The sequence below is a fragment of the Hymenobacter sp. UYAg731 genome (assembly GCF_054061335.1).
The window spans coordinates 670,943-697,512 of sequence record NZ_JBSSEC010000002.1; the positions used below are offsets into that span (position 1 = coordinate 670,943).

Consider the following 26,570-nt stretch of genomic DNA (forward strand, 5'->3'; position numbering starts at 1 on the left):
CTTCGGCAGGCTCAGCATGACGGCCTTCCGAGACGGTCTAGCCAATGTTGCGCTTCACACATTCCGCTTCAACTCGAAATTCTTGCCCAGGTACACGCGGCGCACGGTTTCATCGCCGGCCAGTTCTTCGGCGGTGCCGGCTTTGAGGAGCTTGCCTTCGAAAAGCAGGTAGGCACGGTCCACGATGCTAAGGGTGGAGTTCACGTCGTGGTCGGTGATGAGCACGCCGATGTTGCGGTGCTTGAGCTTGGACACGATGCCCTGGATTTCCTCGGTGGCGATGGGGTCGACGCCGGCGAAGGGCTCGTCGAGGAGGACGAATTTGGGGTCCACGGCCAGGGCGCGGGCTATTTCGGTGCGGCGGCGCTCGCCCCCGCTCAATACTTTGCCCAGATTTTTGCGCACATGGGTCAGGCTGAACTCTTCGAGCATTTCTTCCACTTTGTCCTGCCGGGCCTGCTTTTTCATGCTGGTCATTTCGAGCACGGCCATGATGTTTTCCTCCACGCTCAGGTCGCGGAACACGCTGGCTTCCTGGGCCAGGTAGCCCACCCCGAGGCGCGCGCGCTGGTAGATGGGCATGGTGGTTATCTCGGTGTTATCCAGAAAGATGCGGCCGCCGTTGGGCTTCACCATGCCCACCATCATGTAGAAGCAGGTGGTTTTGCCGGCCCCGTTCGGCCCGAGCAGGCCCACGATTTCGCCTTGCTCCACGGTCACCGACATGTCGTTGACGACGGTGCGGGCTTTGTATTTTTTGACGAGGTGGTCGGCGCGAAGAATCATACGGGCAAAGGTACGGGTTGGGCGGAGGGTAGGCGAATGCCGCACCAAACGATTGTGAACGGGATAAAATATTCGGCTTGCCTAACAAATGGCGTGAAAATTTCCGTTACTTTTAAGCCCACAACCTAACCCACCTAATTTTTCTTTTTTTTATGACGGTAAAAACACTACTCCTTGCGGGGGGCACGCTGCTGGTCAGCGCGTCGGCCGCGTCTGCCAGTGGCTTCCAGGTGAACCTGGGCGGGCAGAAAAACATCGGCATGGGCGGTGTCGGAGTGGGCTTGTCGCTCGACCAGGCCGCGATGTTCTACAACCCCGGTGCCCTGGCCATGGTGCGCGACAACGGCGTGCAGGTGGGCGTGAACGCCGCATTGGCCCGCTCCAGCTTCCGCAGCGACGTGGGCGGCCCGCAGCGCCAGCTCGACAACAAGCTGGTGGTTCCCTTCAACTTCTACGCCGGCTTCGGCCCCAAAGACGCCAAGTATAAGTTTGGCGTGGCCGTGTACACGCCCTACGGCAGTACCCTGAAGTACGCCGACGGCTGGGAAGGCCGCTATGCCCTCACCGAAATCACGCTGCAATCGGTGTACGTGCAGCCCACCGCTTCCTACGCCATCACCCCCACGCTGAGCGTGGGCGCGGGCCTGATGATTCTGGCCTACGGCTCGGTGAATTTGCAGAAGGACCTGCCGCTGCCCACCGGCCCCGGCCACATCACCCTCGATGGCAAGACCAAGACCCAGTTTGGCTACAACGCCGGCATTTTCTTTAAGCCGTCGGACAAGCTGAGCGCGGGCGTGAGCTACCGCTCGAAGATTGACGCGACGGTGGATAACGGGTCGGTGACGTATTCGGGCCTAGCCACGGGTGCCAGCGCGGCCCTCGTGAACCGCCAGTTCACGGCCACCAATTTCACGGCCACGCTGCCGCTGCCGGCCGTGGCCAGCATTGGGGTGGGCGTGATGCCCACCGAGAAACTGACCATTGGCATTGATGCCTCGCTCACGTTCTGGAGCGCTTACCGCAACCTGGATTTCAACTTCAGTGGCAATAACGGCAACGCCGGCACGACCACCGACGCCAACACCGGTCTGGTGGGCGGCAACAACTTCAGCACCTCGAAGCGCTCCTACCAGGATGCCCTGGCTTTCCGCCTCGGCGGCCAGTACAAAGTGGACGATAAGCTGACGGTGCGTCTGGGCACGGCCTATGACTTCTCGGCTGTGAAGGACGGTTACGTAGGCCCCGAAACGCCGGATGCCGACCGCATTCAGGCCACAGCCGGGCTGTCGTACCAGGTTACGGAGCACTTCGGGGTCGATGGCTCTTTCCTGTTTGAAGCCTTCCGCCAGCGCAGCCAGACCCAGGGCCAGCTGCTAGACAACGGCACCACTGACAGGGTTGCGGGCACGTACCGCACCGATATTTTCATTCCCGGCATCGGCCTGAACTACAAGTTCTAACCCCTTCCCACCCAACTTTAACTTCTCGCTGATATGAACCTGTTTATCAAACGTACCGCTCCGGCGCTGGGGCTCATGGGCCTGGCGCTGGCCAGCTGCCAGCCAGACATTACCAACCCGAAACCGAGCGCCGGCTCGGCCAGCTTCACTACGTACATCGCGGTGGGCAACTCGCTCACGGCCGGCTACGGCGATAACGGCCTGTACCTGGAAGGCCAGCAGAACTCGTACCCGTCCATCCTGGCCGGGCAGTTTGCGCAAGTGGGCGGCGGAGCCTTCGTGCAGCCGCTCTTCGACGGAGCCAACCAGTCCAATGGCTCGGGCTACCTGAAAATTACGGCCTTCACCGCCGCCGGCTCCCCCACGCTGGGAGCCGAAACCAGCAGCTTGGCCGTGGTGAATGGTAGCCAAGCGGCCGGAACTAATTTGCTGACTAAATCGACTGCTAACAACCAGAACCTGGGGGTTCCTGGCATTCGGGTGGCCGACATTCAGACGCCCGGCTATGGCTTTAACAATCCTCTTGGCTTCAATAATTACTTTGAGCGCCTGCTGGGCGCATCCAACGCGGCCATCTCCTACCAGGACTACGTGCAGGAACGGGTAAATACCCTCAAGCCCACGTTCTTCACCAACTGGCTGGGCAACAATGACGTGCTGGGCTATGCCAGTTCGGGCGGCACCGCCGCGCCCCTCACGCCGGTGGCCGAATTCACCACCAAATACACGGCCATCACCAACGTGCTGACGGCCGGCGGAGCCAAGGGCCTGGTGGCCACGATTCCGAACGTGACCAACGTCCCATTGTTCACTACGGTGCCCACGGCTAGTACCATCGCCCAAATTAGCAGCGCCCCCGTGCCTGCTGCCACCATCGCCGCCCTCACGGCCGGCCTGAGCCTGACTCCGACGCAGGTCGCTACTATCCGCTTTGGCCTTTTCATCCAGGCCCTCAACGCAGCGGGCACGGCAACCGTGACGCGCGAAGCCACGGCGGCCGACCTGCTGCTGCTGCCTGCCAGTTCCGTTATCAACACGCCCTCTACCACGACCAACCCGCTGCCCCGGGGCCTGGGCATCGTTATCACGGGTCTGGCGGCGCCACAGGCCGCAGGCTTGCTCGTAGCGGCCCCGGCCAACCCACTGCCTAGCAGCCTGGTATTGGATGCCGTGGAAGTGAGCAACGTACAAAAAGCCACCACGGACCTGAATGCCGTCATCACCAGCGTGGCCAACCAGAAGGGCTTGGCAGTATTCGATGCCAACACCTTCTTCAACGGCATTGCGCGCACCGGCGTGGTTATCAACACGGTGAACAACAGCGCGGCGTTTGTGTCCGGCAACCTGTTTTCGCTGGATGGTGTGCATCCCACGCCCCGCGGCTACGCCGTGGTAGCCAATGAGATGATTAAGTCCATCAATGCCTATTACGGTGCCGCAGTCCCCGGCGTGGATGCCACGAAATATCGCGGCGTGAAGTTCCCCAACTAAGGAATATGCCGAATAAGATGACCTGAAAAAGCGCCTCCCTGAATCAGGGAGGCGCTTTTTTGTTAACCATGCGTTGAGCTAATCTGCCAGGTACGCTGCGATAAGCTGGGCGTGGTGCCGGCCGTTTTCGATGAACCAGCGGCTGGTGGCGCGGCCGCCGCACACGGTGCCGGCTACGAACAGGCCGGGCCGGGTGGTTTGGTGGGTGGCGGGGTCGAAGAGCGGGGCGCGGGCCTCGTCGGCCGGGTCAGGCTCCACGCCGAGGCGGCCGAGCAAGGCCTCGTCGGGGTGGTAGCCGGTGAGGGCGTACACGAAATCGGTGGGGATGGTGAGGGGGCCGTCGGGCGTGAGGACTTCGATGGCCGCCGGGGTAATGGCGGTGATGGTGGTGTTAAAGTGCGCCGTGATGCGGCCTTCGGCAATGCGGTTGACGAGGTCGGGGCGAATCCAGTATTTCACGGAGTCGCTGATGGCGGGGCCGCGCACAATGAGCGTGACCTTGGCCCCGGCGCGGGTCATTTGCAGGGCGGCTTTGGCCGAAGAGTTTTTGGCCCCTATGACGACCACATTTTGCATCACATGCTGGTAGGGCTCTTTGTAGTAGTGACTTACGTGGGGCAGGTCTTCGCCAGGCACGTTGAGCGGGTTGGGCAAATCGTAGAAGCCGGTGGCCACGATAACGTTGCGGGTCGGGATTGTGCCTTTGTCAGTAGTGATGATGAAATTATCCTGCTCGCCGCTCAGGCTCAGCACTTTCTCATGCAGGCGAATGTCGATTTTTTCGTCGCGGGCTACGCGCTGATAGTAGTCGAGGGCATCTTCGCGCAGGGGCTTGTAGTGGGCCGTGGGGAAGGGGTAGCCGCCGATTTCGAGCAGCTCGGGCGTGGAGAAAAACTCCATGTTGGTGGGGTAGCCCACCAGGGAATTCACCAGCGCGCCTTTTTCGATGATGGCCACTTTGAGGCCTTTGCGCTGGGTTTCGAGGGCGCAGGCCAGGCCCACGGGGCCGGCTCCGATAATGAGAACGTCGAGCATATAATATAGAGACGCGTATTCGCGCCTTATCGTTGAACAGTAAATGAGGATGTTTCCTCTTTAAAACAACCGGGCCAGACGCAGAGACGCAAATATGCGCCCCTACCTTTGCGCTATGCGTACCTGCGACTTGTGCGGCAGCACCGATTTTAAGAAGCTGCCCTTTTACTACGAATTTGAAGGCCAGCGGCTACAAGGTACCCAGTGCCGCAGCTGCGCCCTGATGTTTCTCGACCCTCAGCCCACGCCTGCGCAGCTGGAACGGCTCTACGGGAAAGACTATTTCACCGAGCGCCCCAACTACGACCGGACCCAGCAGGAGGTCGTGTTCATCGAGGAAGGCCAGAAGCAGGCTGCTTTAAACCAGGTTCGGCCCGACAAGTTCACGAACTACATCCTGGCCAAGTACCCCGGCCGCAAGTTTCGCTACCTCGACGTGGGCTGTGGCCCCGGCTACACCCTCAAAAGCCTGGAGGCGCTGGGCTGGGAAGCCCACGGCCTGGAAATATCGGAGCACGCCGCCGACTTTGCCCGCCGCGAGTTGCACCTGCCCGTGGTGACGGGCAACATCGAAACCACCGAGGATTTCCACGAAAACCAGTTCGACCTGGCTTACATGGGCGACGTGCTGGAGCACCTGCTCTCCCCCGCCGCCACGCTAGCCAAATTCCACCACATTCTGGAGCCGGGCGGGCTGCTGGTGCTGGCCCTGCCGGCTACCCTCAATTTGCCCACCGTGCGCCTGGGGTTCGCGGCCTACGGGGCGCTGGGCAAGGAGCGCAAGATGGACATTCCACCCTATCATTTATTTGAATTCACGCCGGCTACCATCACCAAAATGCTCAAGAAGCAGGGTTTTGAGGTAGTGGAACTGCTGAATCCGGTGAAGCCGCCGAAGAATATTCGTCTGGGTGGCAGCGTGGTGGAGAAGGTGAGCAAGCTGGCCGGGCAGTACCCCACGTACTACCTGAACAAGCTGACCGGCCGGTTCGGGGACCGGATGTTTGTGGTGGCGCGGAACGTGAAGTAACGCGGACTCTGTGGGTCCGCGAGTACACCGATACCACGAAATTCAGACACAAAAAACGCCTGAAGCAACGACTGCTTCAGGCGTTTTGGCATTACGCCAACTCGCAGACTAAAAGTCCGCGTTACAGCTTAATGGTACGCTTGCTCACTACTTGGCCATTCACCGTGACAGCGGCGATGTAGAGGCCGGCCCGCAGGCGGCTGCCATCCACGGCCACGGAGTGGGTGCCGGTGCTGAATTTTTGGTTGGTCACCACGCTTTGCACGCGCCGGCCCATCTCGTCGAATAGCTCGACCGTGACAGCACCGGCAGCGGGCAGCGTGAAGTTTATGTCGAACTGGTTGAGGAAGGGCACGGGGCTGAGCTGCATGCCGGTCAGTTCATCCACTTTGCCGGGGGTGGTGCGCAGGGTGATGGTGGTGTAGAAGCTCGTGAGGCCCAGAAAGCGGGCCATGATGGGCGTGATGGACGTGTTGTCGAGCAGGCCCTGGCCGGTGATGGCCGCCGCGTCGGTGGCCAGGCTGGTGTTATCCTCGGCTCCTACCCAGATGTCCTGCGGGGTGTGGTTGCCGGGGGTAGCGCCCTGGTTGCTGCCCACGCCGGTGCTGGCGCGGGTGCCGTTGCCGTTGGTGAGGGGGTTCGAGCCGTAGGCCACCACAATGCGTTTGCCCGTAGCCGAAGCCGGCTGCGGATAGTCCTTGCCCTGGAAGCTATTCATCACGTAATCAGGAAACCAGCCGCCCGCGCCGCCATCGCCGCGCACCAGATTGGTGGGCGTGGCGTAGCCGGCTTCGGCCGCCACCGACTTGGTAATCTGGCCCGCGTAGGTCCGGATTTTGGTGCCGTTGGCCTGGGCATCGGCCTCGTCGTGCAGGCCCGTCACGGCAAAGCCGCCGCACTCGTGGTCGGAAGTGCTAAAAATCAGGGTTTTGCCGGTGGTGGTGGGCGTGGCGAGCAGGGCGCGGCCCTCGGCCACGGCATAATCGAAAGCCATTACCTCCTTAATCATGTAGTCGGAAGCGTACACGTTGGCGGTGCGGACCGTGCTGGGTGTGGCAATATAGTTGGCCTCGCCGCCGCCGGGGGCGTAGGTGGGTTTGTCAGAATCGACGGTGTATTGATTGACCCCGGCAGCGTTGGCTACCACCGAGATGCCGCCGGTGTTGGCGTGCTCCAGGTGGTCGATGCGGCCGGCCTCCACCATCAGGAAAAAGCCTTTGCCGTTGCTCTTGGCCTTGAGGACTTCGATGGCCATGTGGGTCATTTCGGCCAGCGAGGGCTCCCAGGCGGCGCTGGTCTGGCGGTCCTGCTCGTAGTTAACGTGCGAGGCGTTGAACAGGCCCAGCAGCTTCTTGCCGCCGGGGCCGTACTGGCTGAGGTTGATGTTGTTGAGGGCATCACGGCTGTTCACGTAGCCATAGTTGCGCTGGGTTACGGCATAGTTAACGAGGTCTACGTCATCGGCGCGGTTGCCGCGCAGGGTGGCGGCCACGCCGGTGGCGGGGTCGATGATGGCCGCGCCGTTGCGGTCCACGATGGTTTCGTAGGAGCTGGCCGCCGTGCGGGTGCGGGGCATGAAGTGGCGGGCCCCGCCGCCGAGCAGCACGTCGAGCTCAACGCCTACTTTCTTGTCGGGCAGCACCCAATCGCGGGCCGCCGTGTAGCGGTACGAAGCCGTGGGGCTGCTGTCGAAGATGGCCTGGTATTGGGCCTGGGTCGAGGCGATGTACTGGGCCGAGATGTAGTCCTCCAAGTCGCGGTACCAGATGTGGCTGGCGAAGGCGGCCGGCGTGGCGTGCGTGATGCGGGCCGTGCTCACGAGGCCCACCGCGTAGCCCTGCTTCTTCGCCGCTTCCAGAATGGTTTCGATGGACGCACCGGTGGCGGGGTTCAGCGAAATCACTTCGTTGTCCTGCTTGCCAGGCTTGCCGCAGGCGTACACCGCTGCACCGGGGGCCGAGTCCGTAATCCAGGAATTCAGCGAGTGCGTGGTGACGGTGGCGTTGTACTTCAGCTTGTCCAGGTTCAGTACCTGAAAGCCGGCATCGGAGGGGAAGCGCTTGCCCGTGCTGCCCTGGCCCATGGCCATGCGGGCGGCCGTTTTGGGGGCAAGCCCGAAGCCGTCGCCGATGTAGATGATGACGTTGTTGTTAGCCGCCGATGCCTGGGCCTGGGCCTCTTGGTGGGCCGTTAGGGCCGAGAGCAGCAGCCCGCCGGTAAGTAAAACTTTCGCTTTCATAAAACCGTGAAAAAGTGAGGGAAGTGGTTACCGGCCACAAAAGTCCATGGCTGCCGTGAGGTCGGCGTTACGGCTTAATCAATCCTTCATTATGAATGAAAATCAAGTTTCACATTTGGTAACGATTATGTAACCAACCGATTATATCGAAAATTCTACCTTTGCGGCACCCGTTACCCTGCTCATTAGCCCCATGTTTTCACCTCGCCCGAATTGGTTATTTCCCCGCCTGCACCTGGTTCTGCTGGGCCTGCTGCTGCTGGGCAGCGTGGGCACCGCGCCGGCCCGCCCGCGCCCGCGCTACGCCGTGGCCGGCCACGAAAAGCCGGTGGCCCTGCTACACGCTGGCAAGGCCACCTACCTCATCACGGCGCACAGCGTGTTCCGGCTCGAAGGCGCGGAATTTGTACGCAAAGCGCAGGTTGCCAATATTATTCAGTGCGCCGCGCTGGCTGATACGGCCTTGTGGCTGGGCACCCAGGCCGGCGTGTTGCGGCTGAACACGGCCACCTACCGTCCGCGTCCGGTGGCGCTGCCCGGTACCGATGCTATGCCCGGCATTACGGCGCTGTTTCGGGATGGGCGGGGCGCGGTGTGGGTGGGTGCCAACGGCGCGGGCGTGTTCCGCTGGGACAACGGCAGTTTCACGCAGGAGCTGCGCACGCCCGCCATCAACGGCGGCGTGGCCACGGCCGACAGCTCCATCTGGATTGCCACCAGCATCGGCCTCAGCCGCAAGCAGGGCGCGGAGTGGACGCGCTACAACGAGGAAGGCGTGGCCAACCACGAAATCCCCGACAACATCGTGGAAAAGCTGCTGCCCGACAATGCCGGCAACCTCTGGGTGGTGATGTCGGACGCCGTCTGTGTGTTTGAGGGCGGCGGCCAGCGTGGCGCGGCCGAAGCCGAGCTGCCCACCGTGAAATTCCTGGGCCGGCCCGGCAACGAGCTGTTCGGTGTGGCCAGCCTGCCAGGTACCGGCCGCCTTTTCGCCACCACCGACGGCCTGCTACTGCTGCCCAACGAGCCCGGCGGCTTTGCTAGCTTCACCCCGGCCACCGACAAGATTGAACCCAAACGGCTGTTGCGCCCTCTGCCCCCGCTGCCGGGCGCAGGCAAACCCATACTGCTGGAAGTAGACCAGCAGCAGCGGCTGTGGCTGGCGAGCGAGGAGGGCGTGACCGTGCTGACGGCGAAGGAGTTCCGGCGGTTTGCGCAGGCGCAGGCGGTTGGGAAGGCATTGGCGGGTCACTTAACCCCTTGACCGCGATATTATCCCCGGCTAATGTGGTAGTGCATCACAACAAAGCCCCGCTACCAGTGTGGTAGCGGGGCTTTGTTGGTAATTTGCGGAAGCGGTGACTGGGATTACAGCAGCTCCGTGCTGCGCTTCACGAACGCCGTCAGGGCCTCGCCTTTTAGCATGCCTTGGGCCAGTAGGGCCAGGTCGAAGGCTTGCTTGGCAAGCTGGTCGCCGCCATCGGCCAGCACTTTGCTAGCCAGCGGGTGGTTGGCGTTCACGGTCACGTCGTACGACTCAGGGAAGGCCCCGAACATCTGCATGCCGCCACCGCCGCCGGTGCGCTGCATGTCCTTCATGCGGCGCATGAACTCGTTCTGGGTGATGGTGACCGGGGCATCCTGCGGGCTGAGGGCGGCCACTTTCACGTGCATGGCCGGATTGGAAATGGCCGTGGTGAAGGTTGTTTCCAGCTTCTTGGAGTCGTCCTCGGTCAGCACGCTTTCGGTGGTGCCTTCCTTTTCGATGAGCTTGCTCACGGTATCGGCATCAACGCGCTTGAAGCTGGTTTTTTCCAGTTTCTGCTCCAGTTGGCCGATGAAGTGCGGGTCGAGGATGTGGTCGAAGTTGAGCACGTCGTAACCGCGCTCCTGGGCGGCGGCCACATAGCCGTGCTGCTGCTCGGCATCGTTGGTGTAGAGCACCACGGTATTGCCGTCCTTGTCCTGCTGGTTGGCCTGAATATGTTCCGTATACTCACTGATGGTGAACAGCTTGCCGTCCACGTTTTTCAGCAGCACGAAGTCTTTGCCCTTGTCGTAAAACTTCTCGTCGCTCAGCATGCCGTACTTCACGAACATGCCGATATCAGACCACTTTTCCTCGTAACCGGGCCGGTCCTGCTTGAACAGGCTGCTCAGCTTATCGGCCACCTTCTTGGTGATGTAGGTATTGATTTTGCGCACCGCCGCGTCGGCCTGCAGGAAGCTGCGCGACACGTTGAGCGGGATATCGGGCGAGTCAATCACGCCGTGCAGCAGCATCAGGAACTCGGGCACCACATCTTTCACCTCGTCGGTGATGAACACCTGGCGCGAGTAGAGCTGAATCTTGTTGCGCGAGAACTGGAGCTCGTCCTTCACCTTCGGGAAGTACAGAATACCCGTGAGATTAAACGGATAGTCCACGTTCAGGTGAATCCAGAATAGGGGCTCGTCCATGCTCATGGGATACAGCTCCTGGTAGAATTTCTTGTAGTCCTCATCGGTCAGCTCGCTGGGCTGCTTGGTCCAGATGGGGTTGGTGTCGTTGATGAGCTGGCCCTCAAACTCAATCGGAATAGGCAGGAACTTGCAGTACTTGGTGAGGATGGTACGCAGGCGGGCTTCCTCCAAAAACTCGTCGGAGTCTTCGGCCACGTTCAGCACCACATCGGTGCCGCGCTCGGCTTTCTCGGTGCTTTCCAGGGTGAAAGAGGTGCTGCCGTCGCAGGTCCAGTGGGCGGCTTCGGTGCCTTCCTTGTAGCTCTGCGAGAAGATTTCGACCTCCTTCGCCACCATGAACGCGGAGTAGAAACCGAGGCCGAATTGCCCGATAATCTGGTCTTTGGTGGCCGCGTCCTTCTCCTTGTACTGCTCCACAAACTCGGTGGCGCCGGAGAAGGCAATCTGGTTGATGTACTTCTTGATTTCTTCGCCGGTCATGCCCAGGCCGCGGTCCGAAATCGTGATTTTACGCGCTTCCTTGTCCACGGTCACGCGCACTTTCAGTTCGCCGAGCTCACCGGTATACTCGCCCAACTGGGCCAGGCTTTTCAGCTTTTGGGTGGCATCAACCGCGTTCGAGACCAATTCCCGCAGGAAAATCTCGTGGTCGGAATACAAGAACTTCTTGATGATGGGGAAGATGTTCTCGGTGTGGATGGAAATGGAGCCGGTTTCTTGCATGATATAAGATGGAAACGGTTGAATACAGACGGAATGGCCGGGCGCAAAGGCACCGGCCACGGTTCCCGTAGCTTTCAAAGGTCGTTCCAAGGGGCATTCGGCTGTCAGATTGACAGCGCCGGCGGGCTAAAACCGCTCGGGCTGGTGCCGGTGCGGGGCTTCGGGGCCGCCGGCTGGCACCGGACCGGGACCAAACACGGCATCCCATTCGGCCTGTATTTCGGGCAGGCGCGCCGAATGGTCCGTCATCCATTCCAAGCCGGCCTCGGGGTGGGGGAAATACTGGATATCGAACTTGATGATGCTCCGGAACATGCCCAACAGCGAGTCGATGGCCAGCTGATTATGCACGCGGTGGCGGTGGTTTACGAGCACCACGCGCTCCAGCGGCAGCTTCATGATGCCCGGCATCCAGCTCACGCCCAGCCACACCTGGTCGTAGACCGAAATGTCGGGGAAGGTATTCATGTTGAGCAAAAAATTGCGCACGCCCAACTCCCGGTCCAGGGCCAGGAGTTGCCCAGCGCTTTGGCGCAGGGTGCGGGTATCGGCCCCGGAGGCCCATTCAATGCGTAACAGGCTCAGCTGTTCGTCGAATTGCAAAGAAAAGTCAGGAATATTGCTAATTATCACAGAAAAAGGCGCTAAAAAGCCGCTCAGGCAGCAAGTTACTGCACCGTTACGGGAAATGCAGCGCGACAGATTTACGAACACACAGGCCACGTAAGAATTATTTACTGAGCAACTTCCGGCGTTTACCTCCATCTTTGTATTGTGCAAGCCATCCGCTCCCATTTAGCCCTGCTGCTACTGCTCTGCCTCGTGCGGACGCTGCTGCCCGAGGCGTGGATTCTGGCCCTGCACCCCCACGCCCACACCACCGAGGAGCCGGCCCAGGCTCCGGCGTTTCGCCATAAGGGCAAGGCGCTGGTCAGCGCCCGGCACCAGCACTGCGACGTAGAGCAGTTCTACAATGTGGCGTTTCAGGCGGCCGTGCCGGTGGCCGTGCCCCGGCCCCGCGTGGCCCTGTGCTACGCCGCCACGCCTGCCCTACCGCCCGTGCGGCCGGCAGCGGGCGAGGTGCTTTTTGCGCGGTCGTTGCGTGGCCCGCCCGCCCGCGCCTAACCTCCGGCGCATTCCTTTTTTTCCTGGTAACAACCTGCTTTGCCCGCAGCCGCGCTTTTGCAGCGGCTGGCGGGCCGGGCTGCTTTGGCTTTTTTATGTCATTTCTTAATCCCCGTTTTTCGTTATTGATGGGCCTGGCGGTGGTGCCAACGGCTCTTTTTGCCCAGACGGTCCCGGTTGTTGCGCCGCGTGTGCGCACGGCCGCGCCGCCCCTCACCGGCCGCATTACCGACGCGGCCACCGGCGAGGGCCTGCCGGGGGCCAACATTATTTTCGACGACCTGAAGCAAGGCACCGCCGCCGGCCCGGATGGCTCGTTCCGCTTCAGTAACCTACCCCGGGGGCGCTTCACGGTGCAGGTGCGCTCACTGGGCTACAACACCGTGACGCAGACCGTGGACACGGGCAGCGGCCAGCCGCTCGATTTCAAGCTGACGGTGGCGGCTACCGAGATTGGCCAGGTGGTGGTCACGGGCGTGTCGCAGGCCACGCAGCTGCGGCGCTCTCCCATTCCGACCTCGGTGGTGGACCACACGCGACTGAACCAGACGGCCGGCTCGAACTTGGTGGATGCCATTGCGCACACGCCGGGCGTGAGCCAGATTACGACCGGCGCGGCCATCAGCAAGCCCGTCGTGCGCGGGCTGGGCTACAACCGCGTCATCACCCTGAACAACGGAGCCAAACAGGAAGGCCAGCAATGGGGCGACGAGCACGGCATTGAGATTGATGAGTTTAGCGTGGACCGGGCCGAGATTATCAAAGGCCCGGGCTCGCTGCTGTACGGCTCCGATGCCATGGCCGGGGTTATCAATTTCCTGGCCCCCGACCCTATTGCCGAAGGCCACATTACGGGCACGGCCACGGCGAATTATCAAACGAATAATCACCTGCAAGCCTACTCCTTCCAGAACGCGGGCAATATCAACGGTTTCAACTGGCTGGCGCGGGGCACCCGCAAGGTGGCCGGCGACTACCAGAACCGCTACGACGGCCGGGTGTACAACTCGGGCTTTAATGAGTGGGACGCCAACGGCTACGTGGGTGTAAATAAAAGCTGGGGCTATTCGCACCTCACTTTCAGCACCTTCAACCAGCACCTGGGGCTGACGGAGGGCGCGCGCGACCCGCAAACTGGCCGCTTCGTGAAGGACGTGCCCAGCGGCGACTCTACCCTGAGCGTGCCCGTGACCGATGGCGACCTGCGCGGCTACGGCCTGGCCGTGCCCCAGCAGCAGATTAACCACCTGCGCATTGGCACCGATAACAGCTTCGTGCTGGGCTCGAACGGCGGCCGCATCGGCTTGCAGGTGAGCTACCAGCAGAACCTGCGCCGGGAGTACGGCAACGTGCTCGACCCCAGTGAAACCTCGCTCTACTTCCAGCTGCGCACCGTGGACTATTCGCTGCGCTACTTTCTGCCCGAAACCAACGGCTGGAACCTGACCGTGGGCACCAGCGGCCTGCACCAGCAAAACCAGAACCTGGGCCAGGAATTCCTGATTCCGGCCTACCGCGTGAACGAGGGCGGCGTGTTTGGCGTGGCCAAGAAAACCATTGGTGCGCTCGACATCAGCGGCGGGCTGCGGTACGATGTGCGCCAGATTGCGGCCGATAAGCTGCTGCTCGACGGCAGCGAGCGGCCCAGCACCGCCCTGGACGCCGAAACCAAGTTTCCGGGTTTTCAAAGCACCTTTCGCAACTACAGCGGCAGCCTGGGGGCGGCGTATAACCTGAATGAGAAGCTGACGGTGAAGGCCAACCTCTCGCGCGGCTTCCGCGCTCCGAACATCGCCGAGCTGGGTTCGAACGGCAAGCACGAGGGCACCATTCGCTACGAAATCGGTAACGACAATCTGGCCCCCGAAACCAGCCTGCAACTTGATGCCGGCGTGAGCTACGTCACGGACCACGTCCGGTTCAGCGTCGATGCGTTCGAGAACAGCATTGATAACTATATCTTTACCCGCCGGCTGGTCACGGCCAGCGGGGGCGACTCGCTCCGCGACGATACCCGCGTTTATAAGTACGCGCAGGGCAAAGCCCGGCTGGTGGGCGGCGAGGTCAGCCTCGACTTTCACCCCCACCCGCTCGACTGGCTGCACTTTGAAAACTCGTTCTCGATGGTGCGCGCCGAGCAGCTGAACGTAGCCGCTGCCGAGAAGTACCTGCCCTTCATCCCCGGCGACCGGCTGCAATCGGAGCTGCGGGCCAACTTCCGCCGCCAGGGCCAGCGCATCACCAACCCCTACGCCCGCGTGCAGTTGGAGCACACCTTCGCTCAAGACCGATTCTTCTCGGCCTTCGACACCGAGACGGCCACGCCCGGCTACACGCTCATCAATGCCGGCATCGGCACCGATTTGGCCGATGCGAAGGGCCGCACACTGTTTTCGGTGTTTCTCACGGCCAATAACCTGCTCGACGTGGGCTACCAGAGCCACCTGAGCCGGTTAAAGTACGCCGATTTCAATGTGGCCAACGGGCGCACCGGCGTGTTCAACCAAGGGCGGAATGTGAGTATGCGGCTGGTGGTCCCGTTGGCGTTCAAGTAGGCAGGCAGTCGTTGCGGGCAACCCTAAAGGGCCGCAGCTGAATGCCCCCGGTATTAGCGCCGTCAGCGCCTTAGGCCAGTCACTTTCCGGCTGGTCCAAGGCGCTGGCGGCGCTAATCATGCTTATTATGAAATCGTAAAGCCTGGGGTTTCAACCGGTTTTCCTGCAACTTACTCGTGCGTCTGCGGCTCAGTTATGGACACCTTACCATACTGCCAGTGCTTGCTAACCCCGTTTACGTCCGATTTTTTTGTGGTCTTCGCGGCTTAATCTACGTGCTTCTGCTTCTGGGCAGCGGCAGCGGATGGGCGCAGGGCGGACCATTGCTCGACCCCGGTTTTCAGCCGCTGACCCTCTACCGACCCGCTATCGTGCGGGGGGCACTACAGCTCAGCGACGGCTCGCGGGTGGTAGCGGGCCAGTTTATCCGGGCCGATGGCCAAGCCTGCAACGGCCTGGCCCGCTACCTGCCCAATGGCCAGCCCGATGCAGTCTTCAGCGCCCAAACCCAGGCCAACACCTGGCAGATATTCGCCTTGCGCGAAGCCCCGGGCAACAAGCTCATCGTCCTGTTCGGCGACACGGCCCGGGTGAGTGGGCAGCTGTGCGCCAGCCTAGTGCGCCTCCTGCCCAACGGCCGGCGCGACAGCACCTTCGCCTCGCCGCCCACGCCCCTGGCGGATACGGGAGCCCTGCTGGTGCAGCCCGATGGCAGCCTGCTGGTGGGGGTGCGAACGGGCCTGATGCACTTGCTCGCGGACGGCTCGTTCGATATAGCTTTTTTCCAGCAGTACGGCAGCCAGTTTCAGGGCCGGGTAGGCGGGTTTGTGTCAACGTTAGCGCGCCAGGCCGACGGAAAATTGCTGGTTGGGGGCAGCTTCACCACCGTGCAGGGCCAGCCTAGGGCCGGCCTGGCGCGGCTGCTACCAAGCGGCGCGCTCGACACCAGCTACCAACCCACGCTGCCGGCCGGGGCTGGTTGCCGCTCCCTCACCGTGCAGCCCACCGATGGAGCCTTGTTGTGCGCCTATGAAATCAGCTCGGGCACCAATGCCAGGCTGGTGCGCCTGCTGCCCGCTACCGGCACCCTGGATGCCACGTTTCAACGCGACCAAAGCGTGATTATCAACGCGAGCTCAATGATTGGACCTGCCATTCAGGTGCAGGCAGCGGGGGGCATTCTGGTATCGGGCTGGTGGACCGCCGCGCCGGGCGGAACGGAAGAGCGGTTAATCATCCGCCTCACACCCACGGGGGCCCACGACCCCACCTGGCAGGTTTCGCACGCCAGCCCGCTGGTGCAGAATGCTGCCAGCGTGCAGGTATTGCCGTCGGGCCAGGTGCTGGTATCGGCAGACTCGCCACAGCTTTTCAGCACTGGCACCCCGGCTACCTCCGTGGCGCTGCTCGGTACCAACGGGGCGTATGTCCCGGGTTTCACACCCGCGTTGCAGAAAACCGGGCACCTGAGCAGCATGGCGTTGCAGGGCGATGGCAAAATCATTATTGCCGGTTTATTCACGGAAGTGAACGGGGTGGCGGCCATTGGCATTGCCCGCCTGCTGCCCACCGGCGCGCTCGATGCAGGGTTTGGGGCCGGGTGCGGGACATTTACGGCGCTCGGGCAATATGCGACAATCTCGCCCTTGTACGAGCCACTGGTGGCGTTGCAGCCCGACGGCAAAATCCTGGTCAGTGGCCTGAGTCTTAGCACCGGCTCGACAGTAGATGTGGCCCGCCTGCTGCCCACCGGCTGCCTGGACGCCACCTTCAGCCCCGCGCTCAGCCTAGGCTTTGTGCGGGGGATGACGCTGCAACCCGATGGCAAGGTGCTGCTGACCGGAATTTTGGAACCCAGCGGCACTTATACTATCGAGGGGGCCGTACGACTGACTGCAACGGGGGGCCATGATGCGGCTTATCAATTGGCCATCGGCACCTCGTTTTCGATACAGGACCAGCTGGTGGCCCAGCCCGATGGCTCGGCCCTGCTGCTCAACGGCGCGAACGGGAGCCCGGTCGGGGTCGTAACGCGGCGATTAGCCAGCGGTGCCCCCGACCCGGCCTTTTCGTCCTCCGCACTGTTTCCCGCGCTACCGAGCCGCCCCCTCGCGTTTGCCAATGGGTTGAGCCGCGACGCGGCCGGCCGCCAACTCCTCTTCGGCTATTTCGGCGGAGCGGGGGCCGTCACTTCCAGCGGGGTAGCCCGCCTGCTGGCCACGGGCAGCCCCGACCCCAGCTTTCAGGCCACCCTTATTACCACGGGATTTTCACCGGAGGTTACGGCCGTGGCCGAGCAGCCCAATGGCCGCATTCTGGTGGGCACGGGCACCGAATACGGCCTGCAGCGCCTGTTGCCCGACGGCCAGCCTGACCCTGATTTCGATTTCACCCAAGGCCCGCGCGATGGGGCCGTGCGTACCCTCCTGGTGCAACCCAATGGGGCGATATTGGTGAGCGGCGCGTTCACGCACGTCGGCAATCAGGCCCGGACGGGCTTGATTCGCCTCCTCGACCCGCATGTGCTGCATACTGCCGCCACTCACCTGGCAGCAACGACCCTCGTCTGGCCCGTGCCCACGCACGGCGACCTACATATTACATTGGACGCCGCAGCCCGCCCGCAACAAGTGCAGCTCCTCGATGTACTGGGCCGCCCGGTTCTTACCCAAACCGCCAGACAACCGGAGCTCACCTTAGCGACCACGGCCTTGCCGGTCGGCACTTATGTGTTGCGCGTGACCTACGCTACTGGTACCGTCACCCGCCGCGTGGTGGTGGAATAGTACATCTAGTGCGAATACGCGCTGGTTAATAGATTATTAATCAGAAATAAGGGAATAAGTCGTTTGTCCCCTGCCGGGGAAGCAAACAACTTTTTTTGAGCTTGCCCGGTGATAGTTAAGCCAGAAATGGATTAATTAGTACATGCCCGCCCCAACTACTTCCGCCCTCCGCCACACGCTGCTCACCGACCGCGAGCAGGCGCTAACGCAGCTCTACCGCCGCGCCTTCCCGCTGGTGCGCCGCCACGTCAGCCGCCACGGCGGCTCTGTTCAGGATGCGCAGGACATCTTTCACGATGCGCTGGTTATCCTTTACGAGCAGGCGGTGGGCGGCACGCTGGTGCTCACGGCCGCGCCCAGCACCTACCTGGTGGGCATCAGCCGCAACCTGTGGCACCACGAGCAGCGCCGCCGCGCCCGCCTGCCGCACGAGGCCCTGCCCGATGAGCTTAATACGATGGCCGAGGAACCGACCGAAGCCGAACCCGCCTTTGCCGTGCTCGACTACGTGGCACGGCTGGGCGAAAAATGCCGGAACGTGCTGCTGGCTTTTTATTACTTCCAGCAGCCCCTCACCCAGATTGCCGAAGCCAACGGCTACCGCTCCGTGCGCTCGGCTACGGTGCAGAAATTCAAGTGCCTGGAACGGCTGCGCGAATCGGTGCGGGCTGCTTTTCAGGCTGAAACCATCGAATATTAAGCCATGCGTCCCGAACTCGAACGCTTGCAGCTGATTGAGCAGCAATTGCTCAACGGCCCAGCCGCCCTCCCGGCCGAGGACTGGAACCTGCGCCAGCTTTTCGACGGCGAGCTGGCCGCCGATACGCAGGTGCAGCAGCAGCTCTACCACGGCCTGCGCATGGCCGGCCAGCAACAGCTGCGGCAGGAGCTTTGCCAGATTCACGCGCGGCTGTATGGCGGCTGTCGGGCCTGGTTCTGCCGCCTCTGGCCGATGTAGAGACGCATACTTGCGTCTCATGGTTGAACGATTATAGCCAAAAGGCGCGGACGGTGAGACGCGAATACGCGTCTCTACAACTCCTCATCTCCCTAATTCGCGGGCTTTTTTTCTCTTGCTCATCAGCACGGCGGGCCGCGCCTTGCCCATTCAAAACCCAATACACTCATGCTCAATCAAGCCGAATTCCGAAAATTCGCCGTTCACGGCCGGGGCCTTAATGGCCTGACCGTCGACCAATACCTGACTCGCACCGAAGCCCTGGCCCGGCCCTACATCACCAACATGACCCGCTCCGTAATCGAAGAACGGCCGCAGAATTTCCGCGAAATCGACGTGTTTTCGCGCCTCATTATGGACCGCATCATCTTTCTCGGCCAGGCCGTGGATGACAACATTGCCAACATCATCAACGCCCAGCTGCTATTTCTGGAATCGGCCGATGCTCGGAAAGACATTTTGCTCTACGTCAACTCGCCGGGCGGCTCGGTGTATGCCGGCTTCGGCATGTACGACACCATGCAGTACGTGACGCCCGACGTGGCCACCATCTGCACCGGGCTGGCGGCCAGCATGGGCGCGTTTCTGCTGTGCGGCGGGGCCATCGGCAAACGCTCGGCCCTGCCCCACGCCCGCGTCATGATTCACCAGCCCTCGGGCGGCGTGCAGGGCCCGTCGGCCGACATCGAAATCACGGCCCGCGAGGTCATCAAACTCCGCCAGGAGCTCTACGGCATCTACGCCGAGCGCACCGGCAAAACCTACCAGCAAATCCACACCGACTCCGACCGCGACTACTGGCTGCGGGCCGATGAGGCGAAAGAATACGGCCTGATTGACGAAGTGCTGACCCGCCAGCCGTAGCTTGCCGCACCCAAAACCGCCGCCCTGCGTTTAGAGCGCAGCCCCCAAGGTTTCCCTGCGCCCCATGCCCCACGACCACGACCATTCCGCCCCCGGCCACTCCCACGCCGGCCACCAGCACGCCGCCCCGCCGCCCGGCGGCGGCTTCAGCGCCGCCTTCGCCATCGGCATTGCCCTCAACCTGGCCTTCGTCATCGCCGAAACCATTGGCGGCTTCTGGGCCAATTCCAGCGCCCTGCTCTCCGATGCCGGCCACAACCTGAGCGACGTGCTCAGCCTGGCCCTAGCCTGGGGCGCGGCCTGGCTGGCGGGCCGCCCGGCCACGCGGCGCTACACCTTCGGCTACCGGGGCGCCACCATCCAGGCCGCGCTCCTGAATACCGCCTTGCTCTACGCCGCGCTGGGCTTCATTTTGTGGGAAACCATCGACCACCTGCGCCACCCCGCCCCCGTCAACGGCCGCTGGGTGATGCTACTGGCCGGCATCGGCATCCTCGTCAACGGCATCACCGCCCTGCTTTTCCGCAGCGGACAGAAAGACGACGTGAATGTGCGCGGGGCCTACCTGCACATGATGACCGACGCCCTAGTGAGCGTGGGCGTGGTGGCCGGCGGCGGCCTGGTGCTGCTCACCGGCTGGGCCTGGCTCGACCCCGCCATCAGCTTCATCATCCTCGGCATCATCGCCTATAGCTCCTGGGGCTTGCTGCGCGACAGCCTCCGCCTGGGCCTGCAAGCCGTGCCCGACGGCATCGACCCCGAAGCCGTGCGCGCCTACCTGCTACAGCAGCCGCAGGTCGAATCCGTCCACGACCTCCACATCTGGAGCCTCAGCAGCGCCGGCCACGACGCCGCCCTCATGGCCCACCTCATCCGTCCCGGCGGGGCCGATGCCGCCTGGCTCGGCACCCTCACCCACGGCCTCGAAACCCAGTTCAACATCCGCCACAGCACCGTGCAGGTCGAAGACGGCCCCCTGCCCGGCGGCTGCCACAGCCACTGCGAAGTGCCCGCGCCAGTGGCTTCATCCGTCGCCTAGCCTCATTGCTGCCCACCGAGCGTCGATTCCTATCTGCTGAGCAACGGTTCCTACCCACGGAACTGAATTTAATCAATGCCGAGCAGGATTTAATTTGCATCAATTAGGATTTCCTTCGAACCGAGTAGGATTTCCTTTAGGCCCGACCCAATTCCTGCCCGCCGAGCAAGATTTTCTTCGCCCCGAGCAGGATTTAATCCAGAACACACCGGCTTATTGTGGTCCTTCCCTTGATTTTAAGGTCTGTATAAGGCTTTCCGGCGCTACATTTCGCCATGCAAGCCTCCCACCCTGCCAAAAACACTGGCACCTTCCTCACTGCTGCCGTCATCGTGGCCGCGCTGGGCTATTTCGTCGACATCTACGACCTGATTCTGTTCAGCATCGTGCGCGTCAAAAGCCTCAACGACCTCGGCATTCTCGACAAAGCCGCCGTCACGGACCGGGGCCTGTTCCTGATAAATATGCAGATGGGCGGCATGCTGCTCGGCGGCATTTTGTGGGGCATTTTGGGCGATAAAAAGGGCCGGCTCTCGGTACTCTTCGGCTCCATTCTGCTGTATTCGCTGGCCAACATTGCCAACGGCTTCGTGCATACCATCGAGCAATACGCCTGGCTGCGCCTCATCGCCGGCATCGGGCTGGCCGGCGAGCTGGGCGCGGGCATCACCCTCGTGAGCGAGAGCCTGCCCAAGGAAAAGCGCGGCTACGGCACCATGATAGTGGCCACCGTGGGCGTGAGCGGAGCCATGCTGGGCTACTGGGTGGGCGAGAAGCTGGGCTGGCGCAATGCTTATTTCGTGGGTGGCGGGCTGGGCCTGGCCTTGCTGCTGCTACGCGTGAGCGTGTTCGAGTCGGGCATGTTCCAGCAGGTGCAGGCCCAGGCTGGCGTCACGCGCGGCAATTTCCTGAGCCTGTTCACCCACCCCGCCCGGCTGGGCAAGTACCTGCGCATTCTGCTGATTGGGGTGCCGCTGTGGTTCGTGGTGGGCATCCTGGTCACGCTGGCCCCGGAGTTTGGGCGGGCGCTGGGCCTCACAGGCGAGGTCACGGCTGGGCTGGCGGTGTTCTGGTGCTACTTCGGGCTGGTATTCGGCGATTTTATGAGCGGGGCGCTGAGCCAGCTGTGGCACTCGCGCAACAAGGCGCTGCAGGTGTTTTTGATTTTTTGCGCCGTGCTGGTAGGCGTGTACCTGTTCGGCATCAAAGGCGCTTCGCCCACTACCTTCTATACCGTGTGTTTCGTATTGGGCATGTCGGTGGGCTTCTGGGCGCTGTTTGTGACGGTGGCCGCCGAGCAGTTTGGCACCAACCTGCGGGCCACGGTGGCCACCACCGCGCCCAACTTTGCGCGGGGCGCGGTGGTGGGACTGGTGCCCGCCTTCAAGTATCTGAGCGGGCAGTTGGGCTTCGTACCGGGCGCAGCGGTGCTGGGCGGCGTGTCGCTGCTTGTGGCCTTCTGGGCTGTGAGTACCCTGCCCGAGAGCTATGGCAAAGACTTGGATTACGTGGAGGAATAGCGCCCCCGCGCAGGAGCTGGACGTTATCCGGAGCTGCCGTTTTGAAAACCTTGCGTTAGGCGCGGCGTACACAGGCCAAACCTAAAGGGGTTTCAAAACCCACTTCCATGAAAAAATTCTTCGGCCTCCTGGCCATTATGGCGGCTTCCGCCTTTTCGGCGCAAGCACAGACTACCCCCGTCCCCGCCGCTGCCGACCCGGCGCTCACGCCCGAAATGCAACAGCAACGGGCTAACGATGCCAAAGCCACCTATGACGCCCAGAAGCAGCAAAGCAACAACAGCGACCAGGCCGTCCGCGACAGCAAGAACCAGCTGAAAGAGCAGCGCAATCAGGAGCAGGACCTCAAAAAGCAAATGAGGGAACAGCGTGATGCTCAGAAAGCCCAGAAAGCCCAGCTCAAGGAGCAGCGCAACGCCGCTTCCGAAGCCAAAAAGCAGGAGCGCGCCGCCCGCGACATGGCCAAGGCCGAAAAGAAACGCGCCAAGGAAATGAAATAACGAAGCGGCCATTCCGTCGTATTCAGAAAAACTCCGGCTCCGGCCGGAGTTTTTTATTGCCCGCTTTCCACAGCCAACTCCCTACTTTCGCCCGCTTCAACCCCGCTGCTTCGTATGGCTACTACGCCCACCAAGAACACCCCCATGTACTACCCGTGGCACCATTTCGTGCTGCTGCCGCTGGCCCTGCTCATGGCCGGCTACACCATTCTGCGTTACACCAAAGTGGCCGGCGACGACGACCAGACGGCCCGGCTCTGGTTCAGCGTGGCAGCGCTGGCCGTCATCGGCCTGGGCGTGCTCGTGATGCTGCGCCAGCACTACGCCCTGCAATTGCAGGACCGCATCTGCCGGCTCGAAGTGCGCCAGCGCTATTTTGAGGTGAGCGGCCAGCGTTTTGCCCCGCTCGAAAAGCAGCTCAGCCTCGGCCAAATCCTGAGCCTGCGCCTGGCCGGCGATGCCGAGCTACCCGCCCTGGCCCAGGCCGCCGCCACGTCCAACCTTTCACCCAAAGACATTCAGGCGCGTATCACCGATTTTCAGTTCGACGCCATGCGCGTCTGATTTGGCAGATTGGTGGGCGAATGGATTAGTGGGTTTGAAACTTATTTACCCCACTATTTCGAAAACCCGCTAATCTACCCACCCACCAACCCACCAAACGAAGTATGATTCTCTACAACGTCACCAGCAGCCTTGAGCCCAGCGCCGCCGACCAATGGCTCGACTACATGCGCTCCACCCACATCCCAGAAGTAATGGAAACCGGTTTTTTCATCAAAAGCCAGCTCCTGCGCCTGCTCGATGAGGAAGAAGGCGGCATCACCTACGCCGCCCAATACTACTGCCTCAGCCTGGAGCAGCTGGAAGAATACCAAGCCATCTGCGCCCCCGCCCTGCGCGCCGACATGGAGAAGCACTTCGCCGGCAAGTACGTCTCGTTCCGCACCGTGTTGGAAGTGGTGGAGTAGGTTAGCTGCAAGCTAAGCGGCACGAAAAAGCCCTCCGTGCTGTTAAAACAGCACTCCATGAAAAACATCATCTTCTTCGGCGACAGCCTCACCGCCGGTCACGGCCTGCCAGCCGCCAACAGCTTCCCCAGCATCCTACAGAAGCGGCTCGATAGCGAGCCGCTTCCTTATAAAGCCTACAACTACGGCGTGAGTGGCGAAACCAGCGCCGGTGGTCGCCAGCGCCTGTCCGCCGTATTGGCCCGCCACCCGATTGACGTATTCGTACTGGCCCTCGGGGCCAACGACGGCATCCGGGGCATCCCGGTCCGCGAAACCACCCAGAACCTGCAGTTCATCACCGATGCCGTGCGGCGGCAGTACCCCGAGGCCCAGCTGATACTGGCCGGCCTGGAGTTTCCCTTCGACCTCGGCCCGCTTGGCGGCCACCGCTTGGCCCACTACGCCGCCGAATTCAAAGCCCTGTTTCGCACCCTGGCCGATAAAAACGCGCTGCCCTTCGTACCCTTCCTATTACAAGGAGTGTTAGGCCGCCGCGAGTTGAACCTAGCCGACGGCGTGCATCCCAACGCGGCCGGCCAGAAAATCCTGGCCGAAAACGTGTGGCAAGTGTTGGGGCCGCTGTTGCAGCAGCCGGTTGCTCAGTAGTTTATGGAGTTATTAGAACGCCATGCCGAGCGCAGCCGAGGCATCTCGCATGTGGTAGTAAATCAATCGTCAGACCAAAGTATTACTACTGCAAGCGAGATGCCTCGGCTGCGCTTGGCATGACGTTTCCGCAAACTCCTGCCTAAAACCCAAACAGATTCCCCTGCACCGGTTGCGGGATGATATGCGGCGGCGGCACCACAATCCCCGTCAACCCCCGGATTTTCTCCAATAAGTATTGGGCAAAAACCGGCGCGTGGCGTACATCCTTTTGATGGATGAAGAAATAAACTTCATGTACGCCCTGCGCCACCCAGGCCGCGATGCGCTCGGCCCAGGCATCGGCGCGCTGGTAGTCGGTGCTATGCAGGCCGTGGCCATTGAAGCGGATAAAAGCCGTGGGCGTGGTCAGGCGCAGGGGCAGTACATCACGCCGGCCGGCCACGTCGGTTATCACCAGCGTTTTGTTGAGGGCTTCGAGGGTGGCGAACACGGCATCGGCCAAAACCCGGTCGGCAAACCAGCGCGGGTGGCGCAACTCCACGGCCAACGGCACGGCGGCGGGGAAGTCGACCAGGAAGCGCTCCAGGCGCGGCAGGTGCTCGGGGCCGAAGTGCGGCGGCAGCTGCAAAAACGCCCAACCCAATTTCTCGCCCAGCCCCTCGAAGGCCCGCGCCGTGGTCACCACCAGGTCATCGGCCTGAAATAACTCCCGCTCGTGGCTAATGCTGCGCGGCAGCTTCGGGCAGAATTTAAAGCCGGAATCAGGCCCCACGGCTTCGCGCCAGCGCCGCACGGTGGTGGCATCAGGAATGCGGTAGTGGGTGGTATTCAGCTCGATGCTGTTGAACTGCTGCGCGTAGTAGCGCAGGTAGTCGGGCTCCTTGATGCCGGCGGGGAAGTACGTACCCAGCCATTCCTTATTGGTCCAGATGGGACAGCCGACGTACAGGCGGGCCGGTGCGGGCTGCATGGGCCGGGCGCGGGCCAGCACCCGGGCCGTCTCGGGATGGTCGGGCGGCAGACTAAAATCAACGTAGCGAAGGTCGGGCAGACGGCCAAAATCCATGGGGCAAAGGTAGCGGCCGGTCTCGGTGGCAGGCTACTACTCTTACGAAAAAAGCCGGACTTATGCAACCCGGTTTTAAAGGTACTCGTAGGGCCGATGCCCAAATTTTACACCCGTCGCATAATCTAATTTTGGCATTTGCGCAATGGCAAAGGCCTCATTCAGCAAAATATACTTTGAGGCAACCTCACGGCTACTTTTACCTCTAACATGAAGATTAATTAAATGCAAGTTTTCTGGATATAGGACAATTTTTAACCCAATTCGATTAGTAGAGGTCAGTGGATTTTTAGCATTGCTCAAATGGATGGGTCTATGTTTGTCGTGCTCACCATCTGCAAGTCGCATGATTTTATTTCGTCGCCTACAAGTACTCGTCCTCTCCAGTTGCTTCTTTTTTCTGCTGACTTTGCTGGGCGCTTCGGCGCGCACCGCCCCCGGTACCACCAAAGCAGTTCCCGCTACCACCACCGCCACCACGGTGCTACGGGGCCGGGCCTCCTGGTATGGCAGTTACTTCCAAGGCCGACGCACCACCAGCGGCGAGCGCTACAACCGCTTCGCCTACACCTGCGCCCACAAAACGCTACCCTTCGGCACCCGCCTGCGGGTTACGAACGTGAAGAACGGCAAGTCGGTCGTCGTTCGTGTTTCAGACCGCGGCCCGTTCCGCCATCAGCGCATCATCGACCTTTCGGAAATTGCCGCCAAGCCTCTGGGCCTGGTTGAATGCGGCGCGGCTACCGTAGTAGCCGAAGTAGTAGCTCCCGAAACGCCTCTCGGCCCGGCTTCTACCCCCGAAAACCTGGCCGTCCTCTTCGCCGCCGACCCCAATCCCAACGCCGCGTTCACGACCTATTCCGTAACCCCGGAAGCCCCCATCAGCCCCGCCGATTCGGTGGCCCGGGTCGGCGCTACGGCAACGCTCATCGCAGCTTCCACCGCCGGCAAGGCGGAGGTTATCACGGCCACCGAATCGGTGAACTGCCCGGCAGGCTTCCTCATTCAAGCTGGCTCTTTCCTTGATGCCGCCAATGCCCAGACGGTGCAGGCCCGTATCAAGTCGCTGCTGCCCGACGTGAGCGTAACCATCTCCCAGGATTTGCTCGATGGCCGCCAGCGCAGCCGCGTGCTCGTGGGCCAGTTCGGCGAGCGCCCCGAGGCCGAAGCCATCCGCCAGCAATTGCTGGTTTGGGGCATCGGCGGGCTGGTGCGCGAAGTTGCGCTTCGGTGAGTTCAGCCCTGCTCTGATACGCCAATACTAGCCGCAGCGCGGCGACATATCGGTAGCAGTAGCAGCACCCC

The 26,570-nt window shown here is 61.9% G+C and carries 23 protein-coding genes; 17 read left to right on the forward strand and 6 right to left on the reverse strand.

Features of this window, described 5'->3' with window-relative positions; genetic code table 11:
• Window positions 1-54: 54 nt before the first annotated feature.
• The gene (lptB, locus tag ACVWYF_RS07295; RefSeq protein WP_457066123.1) at window positions 55-786 is read right to left on the reverse strand and encodes an LPS export ABC transporter ATP-binding protein; all 732 of its coding nucleotides are present in this window, start codon (window positions 784-786) and stop codon (window positions 55-57) included.
• 152 nt (window positions 787-938) lie between these two features.
• Between lptB and ACVWYF_RS07300 the strand changes: the two genes are divergently transcribed.
• Window positions 939-2,249: an OmpP1/FadL family transporter gene (locus ACVWYF_RS07300; RefSeq protein WP_457066126.1), complete on the forward strand. Its 1,311-nt coding sequence runs from the start codon at window positions 939-941 to the stop codon at window positions 2,247-2,249.
• A 33-nt stretch (window positions 2,250-2,282) separates the two neighbouring features.
• Window positions 2,283-3,740 (forward strand): SGNH/GDSL hydrolase family protein, encoded by a 1,458-nt coding sequence (locus tag ACVWYF_RS07305; RefSeq protein WP_457066128.1) that lies wholly within the window; start codon window positions 2,283-2,285, stop codon window positions 3,738-3,740.
• A 78-nt stretch (window positions 3,741-3,818) separates the two neighbouring features.
• On the opposite strand, the gene ACVWYF_RS07310 is transcribed toward ACVWYF_RS07305, so the two are convergent.
• The gene (locus tag ACVWYF_RS07310) at window positions 3,819-4,775 is read right to left on the reverse strand and encodes a YpdA family putative bacillithiol disulfide reductase (RefSeq protein WP_457066130.1); all 957 of its coding nucleotides are present in this window, start codon (window positions 4,773-4,775) and stop codon (window positions 3,819-3,821) included.
• A 115-nt stretch (window positions 4,776-4,890) separates the two neighbouring features.
• On the opposite strand from ACVWYF_RS07310, the gene ACVWYF_RS07315 reads away from it, so the two are divergent.
• Window positions 4,891-5,805, forward strand: a complete 915-nt coding sequence (locus ACVWYF_RS07315; RefSeq protein WP_457066132.1) for a class I SAM-dependent methyltransferase — start codon at window positions 4,891-4,893, stop codon at window positions 5,803-5,805.
• A 121-nt stretch (window positions 5,806-5,926) separates the two neighbouring features.
• Here the strand turns inward: ACVWYF_RS07315 and ACVWYF_RS07320 are convergent, their stop codons facing one another.
• The gene (locus ACVWYF_RS07320) at window positions 5,927-8,044 is read right to left on the reverse strand and encodes an alkaline phosphatase (RefSeq protein ID WP_457066134.1); all 2,118 of its coding nucleotides are present in this window, start codon (window positions 8,042-8,044) and stop codon (window positions 5,927-5,929) included.
• Between the two features lie 193 nt (window positions 8,045-8,237).
• Here ACVWYF_RS07320 and ACVWYF_RS07325 point away from each other — a divergent pair, with 193 nt between their 5' ends.
• Window positions 8,238-9,308, forward strand: a complete 1,071-nt coding sequence (locus ACVWYF_RS07325; protein ID WP_457066136.1) for a hypothetical protein — start codon at window positions 8,238-8,240, stop codon at window positions 9,306-9,308.
• Window positions 9,309-9,412: 104 nt separating this feature from the next.
• Here the strand turns inward: ACVWYF_RS07325 and htpG are convergent, their stop codons facing one another.
• Together htpG and ACVWYF_RS07335 are read right to left on the reverse strand one after the other, a co-directional pair.
• Complete coding sequence (gene htpG, locus ACVWYF_RS07330; RefSeq protein WP_457066138.1) at window positions 9,413-11,230, reverse strand: molecular chaperone HtpG; 1,818 nt, start codon at window positions 11,228-11,230, stop codon at window positions 9,413-9,415.
• 126 nt (window positions 11,231-11,356) lie between these two features.
• Window positions 11,357-11,833 (reverse strand): hypothetical protein, encoded by a 477-nt coding sequence (locus tag ACVWYF_RS07335; protein WP_457066140.1) that lies wholly within the window; start codon window positions 11,831-11,833, stop codon window positions 11,357-11,359.
• A 171-nt stretch (window positions 11,834-12,004) separates the two neighbouring features.
• Between ACVWYF_RS07335 and ACVWYF_RS07340 the strand changes: the two genes are divergently transcribed.
• From ACVWYF_RS07340 to ACVWYF_RS07395, 12 genes are all read left to right on the forward strand, one after another.
• Window positions 12,005-12,355: a hypothetical protein gene (locus tag ACVWYF_RS07340; protein WP_457066142.1), complete on the forward strand. Its 351-nt coding sequence runs from the start codon at window positions 12,005-12,007 to the stop codon at window positions 12,353-12,355.
• Window positions 12,356-12,450: 95 nt separating this feature from the next.
• Window positions 12,451-14,910, forward strand: coding sequence for a TonB-dependent receptor (locus ACVWYF_RS07345; RefSeq protein WP_457066144.1), 2,460 nt, complete (start codon window positions 12,451-12,453; stop codon window positions 14,908-14,910).
• Between the two features lie 275 nt (window positions 14,911-15,185).
• The gene (locus tag ACVWYF_RS07350; protein WP_457066146.1) at window positions 15,186-17,696 is read left to right on the forward strand and encodes a T9SS type A sorting domain-containing protein; all 2,511 of its coding nucleotides are present in this window, start codon (window positions 15,186-15,188) and stop codon (window positions 17,694-17,696) included.
• A 142-nt stretch (window positions 17,697-17,838) separates the two neighbouring features.
• Window positions 17,839-18,396: an RNA polymerase sigma factor gene (locus ACVWYF_RS07355; RefSeq protein WP_457066148.1), complete on the forward strand. Its 558-nt coding sequence runs from the start codon at window positions 17,839-17,841 to the stop codon at window positions 18,394-18,396.
• 3 nt (window positions 18,397-18,399) lie between these two features.
• A complete protein-coding gene (locus ACVWYF_RS07360) occupies window positions 18,400-18,654 on the forward strand; it encodes a hypothetical protein (RefSeq protein ID WP_457066150.1) in 255 nt (84 codons plus the stop codon).
• Between the two features lie 168 nt (window positions 18,655-18,822).
• Entirely contained in the window at window positions 18,823-19,518 is a 696-nt protein-coding gene (locus tag ACVWYF_RS07365; RefSeq protein ID WP_457066152.1) for a ClpP family protease, read from the forward strand.
• Between the two features lie 64 nt (window positions 19,519-19,582).
• Complete coding sequence (locus ACVWYF_RS07370) at window positions 19,583-20,557, forward strand: cation diffusion facilitator family transporter (RefSeq protein WP_457066154.1); 975 nt, start codon at window positions 19,583-19,585, stop codon at window positions 20,555-20,557.
• A 275-nt stretch (window positions 20,558-20,832) separates the two neighbouring features.
• Window positions 20,833-22,077, forward strand: coding sequence for an MFS transporter (locus tag ACVWYF_RS07375; RefSeq protein ID WP_457066156.1), 1,245 nt, complete (start codon window positions 20,833-20,835; stop codon window positions 22,075-22,077).
• A 107-nt stretch (window positions 22,078-22,184) separates the two neighbouring features.
• Window positions 22,185-22,577, forward strand: a complete 393-nt coding sequence (locus tag ACVWYF_RS07380) for a hypothetical protein (protein ID WP_457066158.1) — start codon at window positions 22,185-22,187, stop codon at window positions 22,575-22,577.
• 114 nt (window positions 22,578-22,691) lie between these two features.
• Window positions 22,692-23,141, forward strand: coding sequence for a DUF6526 family protein (locus ACVWYF_RS07385; RefSeq protein WP_457066160.1), 450 nt, complete (start codon window positions 22,692-22,694; stop codon window positions 23,139-23,141).
• Window positions 23,142-23,245: 104 nt separating this feature from the next.
• Window positions 23,246-23,548: a DUF4286 family protein gene (locus ACVWYF_RS07390; RefSeq protein WP_457066162.1), complete on the forward strand. Its 303-nt coding sequence runs from the start codon at window positions 23,246-23,248 to the stop codon at window positions 23,546-23,548.
• 57 nt (window positions 23,549-23,605) lie between these two features.
• Window positions 23,606-24,196 (forward strand): arylesterase, encoded by a 591-nt coding sequence (locus tag ACVWYF_RS07395; protein ID WP_457066164.1) that lies wholly within the window; start codon window positions 23,606-23,608, stop codon window positions 24,194-24,196.
• Between the two features lie 142 nt (window positions 24,197-24,338).
• Here the strand turns inward: ACVWYF_RS07395 and ACVWYF_RS07400 are convergent, their stop codons facing one another.
• Window positions 24,339-25,265: a DUF72 domain-containing protein gene (locus ACVWYF_RS07400; protein WP_457066166.1), complete on the reverse strand. Its 927-nt coding sequence runs from the start codon at window positions 25,263-25,265 to the stop codon at window positions 24,339-24,341.
• Between the two features lie 346 nt (window positions 25,266-25,611).
• Between ACVWYF_RS07400 and ACVWYF_RS07405 the strand changes: the two genes are divergently transcribed.
• Entirely contained in the window at window positions 25,612-26,499 is an 888-nt protein-coding gene (locus ACVWYF_RS07405) for a septal ring lytic transglycosylase RlpA family protein (RefSeq protein ID WP_457066168.1), read from the forward strand.
• The last annotated feature ends 71 nt before the right edge of the window (window positions 26,500-26,570 follow it).